Source organism: Georgenia soli (assembly GCF_002563695.1).
Taxonomy (GTDB): Bacteria; Actinomycetota; Actinomycetes; order Actinomycetales; family Actinomycetaceae; genus Georgenia; species Georgenia soli.
Map to the genome: position 1 here is coordinate 573,814 of NZ_PDJI01000004.1, position 12,352 is coordinate 586,165.

General features: G+C 66.4%; 6 protein-coding genes and 3 rRNA genes. 2 read left to right on the plus strand and 7 right to left on the minus strand.

Annotated features, from left to right (window positions below):
* Positions 1–40 precede the first annotated feature (40 nt).
* Both ATJ97_RS03995 and ATJ97_RS04000 read right to left on the minus strand, forming a co-directional pair.
* Positions 41–1,111 carry an HAD-IIA family hydrolase gene (locus ATJ97_RS03995; RefSeq protein ID WP_245862097.1) on the minus strand — a complete coding sequence of 357 codons (1,071 nt, stop codon included), beginning with the start codon at positions 1,109–1,111 and terminating at the stop codon, positions 41–43.
* Positions 1,108–2,112, minus strand: a complete 1,005-nt coding sequence (locus tag ATJ97_RS04000; RefSeq protein ID WP_143426870.1) for a prolipoprotein diacylglyceryl transferase — start codon at positions 2,110–2,112, stop codon at positions 1,108–1,110. Before ATJ97_RS04000 ends, ATJ97_RS03995 begins: the two co-directional genes overlap by 4 nt.
* 96 nt (positions 2,113–2,208) lie before the next feature.
* Here ATJ97_RS04000 and ATJ97_RS19390 point away from each other — a divergent pair, with 96 nt between their 5' ends.
* Positions 2,209–3,411 carry a hypothetical protein gene (locus ATJ97_RS19390; RefSeq protein ID WP_143426871.1) on the plus strand — a complete coding sequence of 401 codons (1,203 nt, stop codon included), beginning with the start codon at positions 2,209–2,211 and terminating at the stop codon, positions 3,409–3,411.
* Positions 3,412–3,518: 107 nt separating this feature from the next.
* On the opposite strand, the gene rrf is transcribed toward ATJ97_RS19390, so the two are convergent.
* From rrf to tyrS, 4 genes are all read right to left on the minus strand, one after another.
* Positions 3,519–3,635: ribosomal RNA gene (rrf, locus tag ATJ97_RS04010) — 5S ribosomal RNA — on the minus strand.
* 108 nt (positions 3,636–3,743) lie between these two features.
* Positions 3,744–6,851, minus strand: a 23S ribosomal RNA gene (locus tag ATJ97_RS04015).
* Positions 6,852–7,159: 308 nt separating this feature from the next.
* Positions 7,160–8,688 (minus strand): 16S ribosomal RNA (locus ATJ97_RS04020).
* The 16S, 23S and 5S rRNA genes sit together here, the layout of an rRNA operon.
* An 855-nt stretch (positions 8,689–9,543) precedes the next feature.
* Entirely contained in the window at positions 9,544–10,812 is a 1,269-nt protein-coding gene (gene tyrS, locus ATJ97_RS04025) for a tyrosine--tRNA ligase (protein WP_098482637.1), read from the minus strand.
* Between the two features lie 251 nt (positions 10,813–11,063).
* Between tyrS and ATJ97_RS04030 the strand changes: the two genes are divergently transcribed.
* A complete protein-coding gene (locus tag ATJ97_RS04030) occupies positions 11,064–11,615 on the plus strand; it encodes a nitroreductase family deazaflavin-dependent oxidoreductase (protein WP_098482638.1) in 552 nt (183 codons plus the stop codon).
* Positions 11,616–11,676: 61 nt separating this feature from the next.
* On the opposite strand, the gene ATJ97_RS04035 is transcribed toward ATJ97_RS04030, so the two are convergent.
* Positions 11,677–12,345 carry a DNA-3-methyladenine glycosylase gene (locus tag ATJ97_RS04035; RefSeq protein WP_483866841.1) on the minus strand — a complete coding sequence of 223 codons (669 nt, stop codon included), beginning with the start codon at positions 12,343–12,345 and terminating at the stop codon, positions 11,677–11,679.
* Between the last annotated feature and the right edge of the window lie 7 nt (positions 12,346–12,352).

The following is a 12,352-nucleotide window of genomic DNA, read 5'->3' on the forward strand; positions in this document are numbered from 1 at the left end:
GGTCCCTCCTCGTGTCTCGCTGTGCCTGGCTCAGGGAAGGTTATCGCGGCGCGACGACCTCGAGCACAGGCACCTGGTCACCTGTGAGCACCGCGCCGTCGTCCACCGCGGCCCAGGCCGCGGCGGTCAGGCACCGCCACGCGTCGAGCGAGACGGTGACGGGTTGGTCGTCGAGGTCCAGGTTGACCGTGCGGGTGCCGACGCGCAGCTCGAGGGCGGGCCCGACCAGGCGCGCCGCCGCAGCGCCGCAGTGCCACCAGCCCTCGGAGCCCTGGACCGGGACGGGGTGCGGCTCGCTGAGGTCGCGCAGGTCCACGGCGAGGTAGCTGGGTCGTTCCTCGGGCGCGGCGAGGATGACGTCCCTCGCGTCGCTGACGCCGGTGAGCACGTGGAGCCCATGGATGCCGGCCGCCCGAGCGCCGGCGAGGTCGGTGTTGAGCCGGTCCCCGACGGCGATGGGCCGGGTGCCGCCCGCCTTCGCCGTCGCCTGCCGGAAGATCTCGGGCTGCGGCTTCCCGGCCGAGACCGGGACGACACCGGTCGCGTTGGTGACGGCAGCGACGAGGGAGCCGTTGCCCACGGCCATGCCGCGTTCCGTCGGCAGCGTGGCGTCGAGGTTCGTCGCGACGAAACGGGCGCCGGCGTTGATCGCGAAGGCGGCCTCCGTCAGGTCGCGCCAGCCGAGGTCGGGCGCGAACCCCTGGACGACCGCGACCGGTTTGTCATCGGCACTCTCGGCGAGCCGGAAGCCCGCCTCGAGCAGCGCCGCGCGCAGGCCGGCACCCCCCACCGGCAGGACGAGCGAGCCCTGCGGCAGCTCGGCGGCGAGGATCGCCGCCGCCGCCTGCGAGGACGTCATCACCTCGTGGGCCTGGGTCGGGATCCCCAGGCTGGTGAGCTGGTCGGCCACCGTCTGGGGCTCGCGTGCCGCGTTGTTGGTCACGAACATCATGCGCTGGCCGAGGGCGCGTGCGCTTGCCACGCCCTCGTCCGCGTGGTCGACGGGGTCTGTGCCGCGGTAGCAGACGCCGTCGAGGTCCATCAGGGCGACGTCGTACACGCTGGCCAGCGGGTGGCGGCTCTCCAGGAGCCTCCCGGGAACCGACGTCACCGGCGCTCCTCCCCCGACTCGAGGTCGAGCTCGCCCTGCTCGAACGGGTCGTTCGGATCCTCGGCCTCGTCCGGCTCGGCTTCGGGCTGCTCCGCGGCCTCGTCGAGCTCCTCGTCGGCCTCCGCGGAGGCCACGTCGGCCACGTCGGATTCCTCGTCGGCCGCGTCATCGGCGTGCCCGGCGTCGGGTGACTCCGTCGCGACCTCCTCGACGACGCTCTGCGAGTCGGCGTCACCGGACCCGGCGGCGTCCGCCGGCTCGGTGCCCGCCTGCTCCGCGTCGCTCACCGCAGCGCTCTCGGGCTCGGCGGGCTCGACGTCCTCAGAGGCAGCAGCCTCGGCCGCACCGTCCTCGAGGTCGATGACGACGATCTCCTCCTCGAGCTCGGGCTCCGGCCCCGCAGCCTCTCGGAGGGCGGCGGCCTCGTCCGTCCGGCCGAGCTCCTCCAGCCGGTCCGCCCTGACGAGGTCGAGCCTGCGCTGGAGCTCCGGCTGCGTCACCTTGCCGACCAGCGACGACTCCAGGACGAGGAGCCCTGCCTCGTTCTCGCCGAGATCGGCCCGGGCACCACTCGCCACGATCGCCAGCTCGACCCGGTCGTGCTCGGAGAGCTTCTTGGGGTCGGACTCGGCGACGATCGTGAGGGCGCGCTCGGGACGGCCGAGACCGCGTTCGCAGTCGGCCTCCATGGGGCGGTGCGCATCAATGCCGGAGAGCCGACGGACCGTGCGCAGCTCGCGCAGCGCCTCGGCGTAGTTCCCGGTGGCGTACGCCGTCACGGCCAGCGCCTCCCGCACGACGTCGACGCGTCCTGCCCTCCGCATCGCGGCCTGCGCGTGCTCGTACGCAGCGGCGGGGTCCTCGTCGATCAGGCGCCCGGCCATCACCAGATGACGTGCCACGAGATCCGCGTTGTTCTTGCTCAGCGTGCGCAGTCGCGCGCGGGCCTCGCGATCGAGCATCTGCGGTTCGATCTCGTCGGGCACGAACGGTTCGGACACTCGCTCGTACCGGTCCGGACGGGCAGTGTGGCCGGTGTCGCGGTCAGGGCCACGACCGTGCCCCGACTCCCGACGCTGACCGTAGCCACCCTCGCGGTGACCGCCGTCGCGTCGTGCGTCGCGGTCGTAGCCGCCCTCACCACGGCCACCGAACTGGCGCCCCTCGTCACGACGCGGACCGGACCCACGCGGTCCACCCTCACGGCGCGGACCACGCTCAGAACCGAAGTCACGACGCGCGGCGTACCCGCCCTCACGGCGGTCACCGTCACGACGCGCGTCACGGTCGAAGCCGCCCTCACGGCGCGGACCACGCTCAGAACCGAAGTCACGACGGGGACCGTACTCGCGGCGATCGCCGTCACGACGCGGCGCGTACCCGCCCTCACGGCGGTCACCGAACTGGCGCCCCTCGCCACGGCGCGGCCCACGCTCGGAACCCCCGTCACGACGCGGACCACGCTCCGAACCGGACTCTCGCCTGGGTCCGTACCCACCCTCACGGCGCGGCCCGCGGTCAGCACCGAAATCGCGTCGCGGACCGTACTCACGGCGATCGCCGTCACGACGCGCGTCACGGTCATAGCCGCCCTCACGACGGCCACCGAACTGGCGGCCCTCGTCACGACGCGAACCGTCGGACCCACGCGGTCCACCCTCACGGCGCGGACCACGCTCAGAACCGAAATCGCGCCGAGGCCCGTACTCGCGGCGATCGCCGTCACGACGCGCGTCACGGTCATAGCCGCCCTCACGACGCGGACCACGCTCCGCACCAGACTCTGCACGCGGGCCTCGGTCGGACCCAAAGTCTCGTCGCGGTGCGTACCCACCCTCACGACGATCGCCCTCGCGTCGCGAGTCACGGTCGTAGCCGCCCTCACGACGGCCACCGAACTGGCGCCCCTCGTCACGACGCGGGCCACGCTCCGCACCGGACTCTCGCCTGGGTCCGTACCCGCCCTCGCGGCGCGGGCCGCGCGCGGGGCCGTCGTCACCTCTGCGTGGACGGGAGTCGGCACCCCAGCTGCGCCCGCGCTTGTCGTCATCGCCACGACGCTGCCCAGACACTCCACCGTCGCGGCGGTCCTGCCTCTCGTCGCGGCGGCCAGTTCCGCCGTAGCGATCCTGGCGGTCGCCCCGTCCTTGGGAGCCGCCTGCAGACGCCGAGCGGTCTGTCCGGTCGCCCGTCGGGCGGCCCTGTCGCGTCCGGTCAGTGTTCTCAGCACGGCGGCCGGCGCCACGTCGCTCCGGGTCCGAACCCTTAGAACGGTTCGCGTCGTCCTGGCTATTACCTGACGTCGACATCAATTCCCTCACGGACTTTCTCACCACGTATTCGCGGCGACTGCTCGAAAAACACAAGGAGGCCGCAACTGAGAAGTTGCGGCCTCCTTGGAATGGGTGTTCGGCGGTGTCCTACTCTCCCACACAGTCTCCCGTGCAGTACCATCGGCGCTGAGGGGCTTAGCTTCCGGGTTCGGAATGGGACCGGGCGTTTCCCCCTCGCTATGACCGCCGTAACTCTATGGAGATATCAGCCCCCGCCGAGGACGACGGGTGGTGCGTATCTCGGGAACCGCACAGTGGACGCGTAGCAATACTTCGTTTCTTCCAACACGTGTTGGTGTTGTGGCAAGTTGTCGGCCAATTAGTACCGGTCAGCTCCACGCGTTACCGCGCTTCCACGTCCGGCCTATCAACCCAGTGGTCTGCTGGGGGCCTTCCCACCCGTGGGTGGTGGAAACCTCATCTTGAAGCAGGCTTCCCGCTTAGATGCTTTCAGCGGTTATCCCTTCCGAACGTAGCCAACCAGCCATGCTCCTGGCGGAACAACTGGCACACCAGAGGTTCGTCCGTCCCGGTCCTCTCGTACTAGGGACAGCCCTTCTCAAGTTTCCTGCGCGCGCAGCGGATAGGGACCGAACTGTCTCACGACGTTCTAAACCCAGCTCGCGTACCGCTTTAATGGGCGAACAGCCCAACCCTTGGGACCTACTCCAGCCCCAGGATGCGACGAGCCGACATCGAGGTGCCAAACCATGCCGTCGATATGGACTCTTGGGCAAGATCAGCCTGTTATCCCCGGGGTACCTTTTATCCGTTGAGCGACGGCGCTTCCACAAGCCACCGCCGGATCACTAGTTCCGACTTTCGTCCCTGCTCGACCTGTCAGTCTCACAGTCAAGCTCCCTTGTGCACTTGCACTCGACACCTGATTGCCAACCAGGCTGAGGGAACCTTTGAGCGCCTCCGTTACATTTTAGGAGGCAACCGCCCCAGTTAAACTACCCACCAGGCACTGTCCCTGGTCCGGATCACGGACCGAGGTTAGATGTGCAGTACGACCAGAGTGGTATTTCAACGATGACTCCACACTCACTGGCGTGAATGCTTCACAGTCTCCCACCTATCCTACACAAGCCGTACCGAACACCAATACCAAGCTATAGTAAAGGTCCCGGGGTCTTTCCGTCCTGCTGCGCGAAACGAGCATCTTTACTCGTAGTGCAATTTCGCCGAGTTCGCGGTCGAGACAGCGGAGAAGTCGTTACGCCATTCGTGCAGGTCGGAACTTACCCGACAAGGAATTTCGCTACCTTAGGATGGTTATAGTTACCACCGCCGTTTACTGGGGCTTAAATTCTGAGCTTCGCCTTGCGGCTGACCCGTCCTCTTAACCTTCCAGCACCGGGCAGGCGTCAGTCCGTATACATCGTCTTGCGACTTCGCACGGACCTGTGTTTTTAGTAAACAGTCGCTTCTCCCTGGTCTCTGCGGCCCGAAAAGGCTAGCCAGCAAGTGGCCTCACCTCTCAGGCCCCCCTTCTCCCGAAGTTACGGGGGCATTTTGCCGAGTTCCTTAACCACGATTCTCTCGATCGCCTTGGTATTCTCTACCTGACCACCTGAGTCGGTTTCGGGTACGGGCGGCTAGTCCCTCGCGTCGAGGCTTTTCTCGGCAGCATAGGATCACCCTGCTTCCCCCATACGGGGTCACTGTCGGACCTGAGGCTTGATGGGGTGCGGATTTGCCTGCACCCCGCCCTGCATCCTTAGACGTGCATTGCCATTAAGCACGCGGTGGCTACCTGTCTGCGTCACCCCTGTTAACACGCTTACCTACTACCGGATCGGGTCCCACGCGCCCCCGAGATCCCTCCCGAAGGAGGGAGGACGGGTTTGGGTGGTTAGCATCACCGGCCTCGGCATGGTCGGTCCTTCGCCGGTACGGGAATATCAACCCGTTGTCCATCGACTACGCCTGTCGGCCTCGCCTTAGGTCCCGACTTACCCAGGGCGGATTAACCTGGCCCTGGAACCCTTGGTCATTCGGCGGACGGGTTTCTCACCCGTCATTCGCTACTCATGCCTGCATTCTCACTCGTGTGGGATCCACCACTGGGTCACCCCGCAGCTTCACCTCCCACACGACGCTCCCCTACCCACCCGCGCCCCTGAACGTCCCTCGAGGGGACGCTGGGGTATGCGCGGATGCCACGGCTTCGGCGGTGTGCTTGAGCCCCGCTGAATTGTCGGCGCAGAATCACTTGACCAGTGAGCTATTACGCACTCTTTCAAGGGTGGCTGCTTCTAAGCCAACCTCCTGGTTGTCTGTGCAACTCCACATCCTTTCCCACTTAGCACACGCTTAGGGGCCTTAGCCGGTGGTCTGGGCTGTTTCCCTCTCGACTACGAACCTTATCGCCCGCAGTCTCACTGCCATGCTCTCACTTACCGGCATTCGGAGTTTGGTTGACGTCAGTAACCTTGTAGGGCCCATCGGCCATCCAGTAGCTCTACCTCCGGCAAGAAACACATGACGCTGCACCTAAATGCATTTCGGGGAGAACCAGCTATCACGGAGTTTGATTGGCCTTTCACCCCTACCCACAGGTCATCCCCTCAGTTTTCAACCTAAGTGGGTTCGGTCCTCCACACGCTCTTACACGTGCTTCAACCTGCCCATGGGTAGATCACTCCGCTTCGGGTCTAGAGCACGCGACTGAATCGCCCTGTTCGGACTCGCTTTCGCTACGGCTTCCCCACCCGGGTTAACCTCGCCACATGCCACTAACTCGCAGGCTCATTCTTCAAAAGGCACGCCGTCACCCCAGCTGTGGAGGCTCCGACGGATTGTAAGCATCCGGTTTCAGGTACTATTTCACTCCCCTCCCGGGGTACTTTTCACCTTTCCCTCACGGTACTTGTCCGCTATCGGTCACCAGGTAGTATTTAGGCTTACCAAGTGGTCTTGGCAGATTCACACGGGATTTCACGGGCCCCGTGCTACTCGGGATACCTGCAAGGAGGCCACGACGTTTCGTCTACGGGGGTCTCACCCACTCTGCCCGGCCTTCCCAGACCGTTCGACTACACCGCGACTTTCTCACTCCTCACCAGCCCGGCAGAACTGGTCAGCAGGTCCCACGACCCCGAAGGTGCAACGCCCGCCGGCTATCACACACCCCCGGTTTAGCCTCATCCGCTTTCGCTCGCCACTACTCACGGAATATCTCTTCCTGCGGGTACTGAGATGTTTCACTTCCCCGCGTTCCCCCCACACGCCCTATATATTCAGGCGCGGGTAACCAGACATGACTCTGGCCGGGTTTCCCCATTCGGACACCCTCGGATCACAGCTCGTTTGCCAGCTCCCCGAGGCTTATCGCAGGCTACAACGTCCTTCTTCGGCTCCTGGTGCCAAGGCATCCACCGAATGCTCTTAAAAACTTGACCACAAAAGATCAAAGATGCTCGCGTCCACTGTACAGTTCTCAAGCTACGCACCGACTCTCCCGCCCACCCCACCGAACAACTCGGCGGGAGGGCCAGGAAGCGGCCACCAGAGCAGAACCGGTTCCCCGACCCGCCGGCACGAAGACCGGCGGCGGGGGCCTGTTCCCTCAGGACCCAACAGCATGCACAAGTCCTTGACGTTCCACCCGTGAGCGAACCACCCCGGACACGTTCGGCCCGGGCGCGGCCACCTGCACACCACCAGCTGATCCCCACGAAGGAGGGGGCGGTGTGAGTGAGCTCCTTAGAAAGGAGGTGATCCAGCCGCACCTTCCGGTACGGCTACCTTGTTACGACTTCGTCCCAATCGCCAGTCCCACCTTCGACGGCTCCCCCCACAAGGGTTGGGCCACCGGCTTCGGGTGTTACCGACTTTCGTGACGTGACGGGCGGTGTGTACAAGGCCCGAGAACGTATTCACCGCAGCGTTGCTGATCTGCGATTACTAGCGACTCCGACTTCATGGGGTCGAGTTGCAGACCCCAATCCGAACTGAGACCGGCTTTTTGGGATTCGCTCCACCTTACGGCATCGCAGCCCTTTGTACCGGCCATTGTAGCATGCGTGAAGCCCAAGACATAAGGGGCATGATGATTTGACGTCATCCCCACCTTCCTCCGAGTTGACCCCGGCAGTCTCCCATGAGTCCCCGGCATAACCCGCTGGCAACACAGGACAAGGGTTGCGCTCGTTGCGGGACTTAACCCAACATCTCACGACACGAGCTGACGACAACCATGCACCACCTGTACACCGACCTTGCGGGGCGCCCATCTCTGGGCGTTTCCGGTGTATGTCAAGCCTTGGTAAGGTTCTTCGCGTTGCATCGAATTAATCCGCATGCTCCGCCGCTTGTGCGGGCCCCCGTCAATTCCTTTGAGTTTTAGCCTTGCGGCCGTACTCCCCAGGCGGGGCACTTAATGCGTTAGCTGCGGCACGGAACCCGTGGAATGGGTCCCACACCTAGTGCCCAACGTTTACGGCATGGACTACCAGGGTATCTAATCCTGTTCGCTCCCCATGCTTTCGCTCCTCAGCGTCAGTAACGGCCCAGAGACCCGCCTTCGCCACCGGTGTTCCTCCTGATATCTGCGCATTCCACCGCTACACCAGGAATTCCAGTCTCCCCTACCGCACTCTAGTCTGCCCGTACCCACTGCAGGCGCGGGGTTGAGCCCCGCGTTTTCACAGCAGACGCGACAGACCGCCTACGAGCTCTTTACGCCCAATAATTCCGGACAACGCTTGCGCCCTACGTATTACCGCGGCTGCTGGCACGTAGTTAGCCGGCGCTTCTTCTGCAGGTACCGTCACCCCGAAGAGCTTCTTCCCTACTGAAAGAGGTTTACAACCCGAAGGCCGTCATCCCTCACGCGGCGTCGCTGCATCAGGCTTGCGCCCATTGTGCAATATTCCCCACTGCTGCCTCCCGTAGGAGTCTGGGCCGTGTCTCAGTCCCAGTGTGGCCGGTCACCCTCTCAGGCCGGCTACCCGTCGTCGCCTTGGTAGGCCATCACCCCACCAACAAGCTGATAGGCCGCGAGCCCATCCCCAACCGACACAGTCTTTCCACACCCCACCATGCGGCAAGGCGTCATATCCGGTATTAGCCACGATTTCTCGCGGTTATCCCGAAGTCAGGGGCAGGTTACTCACGTGTTACTCACCCGTTCGCCACTAATCAGACCCGGGCAAGCCCGGGCCATCATCGTTCGACTTGCATGTGTTAAGCACGCCGCCAGCGTTCGTCCTGAGCCAGGATCAAACTCTCCGTTAAAAACAAACGCCGAACCACACCCGAAGGCGCGCCCCGACAATCCATACGGAGAACCCCCCACCCACCCAAAAAGCAGGACAAGGGGCCAATCCAGGCCAACGCACCCAGACCCGACGGAGCAGGACCAGGCACGCAAACCAAAACAAAACAAAACCCCAGACACCACAACCAGACCCGCCAGACGACGGACCAGCCATGACACCCAGAATTCAAATGGCATCAAAAACTTGGCACACTGTTGAGTTCTCAAAGAACAGACACACACCGCGGAAACCCGGAACCCTCAGTCCCGAACCCCCACCGGGGCAACCTCTCAAACCTAACCACTCGCGACCAGCTTGTCAACTTCGCGCGGTTCCCCGCGCTCCGCCGGCCAGCTCGTCGTTCCTGGCCTCCCGGGACGATCAGCAGCCGATGACTGTGTCACCGGTTCGATGTCCAAGGATTCTGCCCCGCGGGGATCGGCCTCGAGCACCTCTCGGTCGCTCTCGTCCGCGCCTCCCGGCCGGTGCAGCAGGAAGTACATTACGTCCCCCCTCAGGCGTCGTCAACTTCGTTGTTCGACAGTGCCCGGACTTGCCCGTCAGGGCTCTGACCTGCGGTTTTGTCGGCGAGCGGCCCCCTCAGCGCTCCTCAGCAGGCGCCGGAAGCTCTTGAGACCTGACCCACAGAGGTTCACACGCGCGTCTCCTTGCGTCCATGGCTGCGCCTCGCTTACGGCCGACCTGGAGGCCTTCTTCGGTCCCGGCCAGAACTGGTCGCTGTCGACCGGGCGGACGCGAACGCCCATCGACACGGGGCAGATATGCGAAAGGCGGGGCACCGACCGGTGCCCCGCCCTTCTGCCGCCACCCGCTACGCGTGGTTCGTGGCGATGACGGCGAGGTTCTTGCGTCCCTTGCGCAGAAGGGCGTACCCACCGGCGAGCAGATCGCCGGAGGAGAGGACATGGTCCTCGTCGTCGATCTTCTCGTTGTTCAGGTAGGCGCCGCCGCTCGCGATCGTCCGCCTCGCCGCCGAGCGGCCCTTCTCCAGCCCGCTCGCCAGAAGAAGGTCGACGACCGTCGACTCCCCGACGGTCGCCTCGCCGCGCGGCAGCTCCGCGACGGCGTCCCGGAGCGTCCGACCGTCGAGTTCCCGAAGATCGTCGCGCCCGAACAGCGCCTGGGAGGCCCGCTGCACGCGCTCGGTCGCCTCGGCGCCGTGCACGAGCGTGGTGACGTCCTCCGCCAGGGCCCGCTGCGCCTCGCGAGCCTGCGGGCGCTCAGCGACGGCCTCCCCCAGCTCGGCGATCTCCTCCCTCGTACGGAAGGTGAACACCTTGAGGTAGCGGACCACGTCGGCGTCGTCGGTGTTGAGCCAGAACTGGTAGAAGGCGTACGGGCTCAGCATCTCGCCGTCGAGCCAGATGGCCCCGCCCTCGGACTTGCCGAACTTCGTGCCGTCCGCCTTGGTGATCAGCGGGGTCGTCAGGACGTGCACCCCGGCGCCCTCCGCCTTCCGGATGAGGTCGACACCGGCGGTGAGGTTGCCCCACTGGTCGTTCCCGCCGGTCTGCAAGGTGCAGCCGTAGCGGCGGAAGAGCTCGAGGTAGTCCATCCCCTGGAGGATCTGGTAGCTGAACTCGGTGAAGGAGATGCCCTCCTCGCTCGCCAGCCGTCGGGCGACCGTGTCCTTGGCCAGCATGTTGGACAGCCGGAAGTGCTTGCCGATGTCCCGCAGGAAGTCGATCGCGCTCAGCTGGCCGGTCCAGTCGAGGTTGTTGACCATGCGGGCTGCGTTCTCGCCCGCGAAGTCGAGGAACCGCTCGATCTGGCCCCGCAGCCGGTCGGTCCAGCCGGCCACCGTCTCCTTGCTGTTGAGCACGCGCTCCCCCGACATGCGCGGGTCGCCGATCATGCCCGTGGCGCCGCCGACGAGGGCGATGGGACGGTGCCCGGCCAGCTGCAGGTGCCGCATGAGGACCAGCTGCACGAGGTGGCCGTGGTGAAGGCTCGGCGCCGTCGGGTCGAAGCCGCAGTAATAGGTGACCGGCCCCTCGGACAGCGCCGCGCGCAGCGCTTCGATGTCGGTGGACTGGGCCAGCAGCCCGCGCCACTTCAGATCGTCGAGGATGTCCGTCACTCTTCCGCCTCTCGTTCTCCGGCCTGACGCCTCGCCAGGCACGGGTACCAGTGTGCCGTGCCCGGCGGAGCCTGTGCGCCACCGGCCGCACGCCGGGCAGCCACGGCGGAGCGCCGGCCCGACCAGACGTCCCCCTGCCGTGCGGCCACGCCCGTTCCCCCGGCGCCAGGGACCCCTTGCGGAACGAGGGCCCGGCGCAGTTCCCTGGTGGTGACGCAACGACGCACCGGGGTGGAGGAGGTCCGATCCCCATGGTCACGCCTGCTGCGACCCCGGGACGGCGCACGACCGGACGCCCCTTGCTGGGGCTCCGCCGCAAGCCCGGTCGGCTCGCGCTCACCGTCTTCCGGATGCCGCTGAACGCCTACCGCCACGATGCCGGCTGGCTCCTCGGCCACACGTTCCTGCAGTTCACGCATGTCGGCCGTCGATCAGGTCGCCCCTACGCCACCGTGGCGATGGTGCTGCACATCGACCGGGCCGCCCGCGAGGCCGTCATCTGCGCGGGCTGGGGCCCGGACACCGACTGGGTGAGGAACCTGCGCGTGGGTCCCGCCGTGAACGTCCGGATCGGACGAGCGTCGTTCCGGCCGGAGCACCGTTTCCTCAGCGACGAGGAGGCGTTCGCCGTCGTCGCACGTTTCCGCCTCGAGCACCCCTACCGCGTGCGCTTCTTCCAGACCGTCCTGGGCTGGGGCGACCTCCGCGACGACGGCGCAGCCCGTGAGTTTGTCCGCACCCACCCGTTCGTGGGGTTCCGCCCCGCGGCGTCTCGTGAGGTCCCGCCCCGCCGCGTCTCGTGAGGTCCCGCCCCGCCGCGTCGGCGGCTGAGGGCTCGCGCCAGGCAGCCCGGTGAGGGGGATGTCAGCGCCGCCTGGGCACGGCCGGCCGGTAAACCGAGACCGTGGGTTCGCCGTCGACCCAGAACCGCCAGGGGTACCGCGCCCCGTCACCTCCCGCGCCGGCCACGCCGACCCGGGGGCCGGTGCGCACCAGGGCGGGGTCGACCGGCTCCCCGGGCACCAGCTCGGCCCGGCCGCCGACGGCGAGCTCGAGACCGCTGTCAGCCCCCGTCAGCCCGAGCGCCTGCGCGAGCCGTGCGGGACCCCGAGCGAGGTCGCGGTCCAGTCGGGCGGCGGGGCGCCTGGAGCGGGCCACCTCGACGCCGGAGACGACCTCTGCGCCGCGCAGCAGCAGGGCCGACGCCGTGCCGGCGGTGCCGCAGACGAGGTTCGCGCACCAGTGCATGCCGTAGGTGAAGTAGACGTACAGCCGTCCGCCCGCCTCGAACATCGGCGCGGTGCGGTCGGTCAGCCCCCGGTAGGCGTGGGAGCCGGGGTCGGACTCGCCGCTGTAGGCCTCGACCTCGGTGAGACGGACCGAGACGGTCCCGGGCGCGACGTCGGTCCCGCCGTCGGGCGTGCGGACGGTGAGCACGGACCCGAGGACGAGCGGGGCGGCCTCCACCGCGGGACGGGAGAGCAGCTCGTGCCAGGGCGCCGCAGCGGGGGCCCCGGTCCGCCCCCGCGGCAGAGCCCCG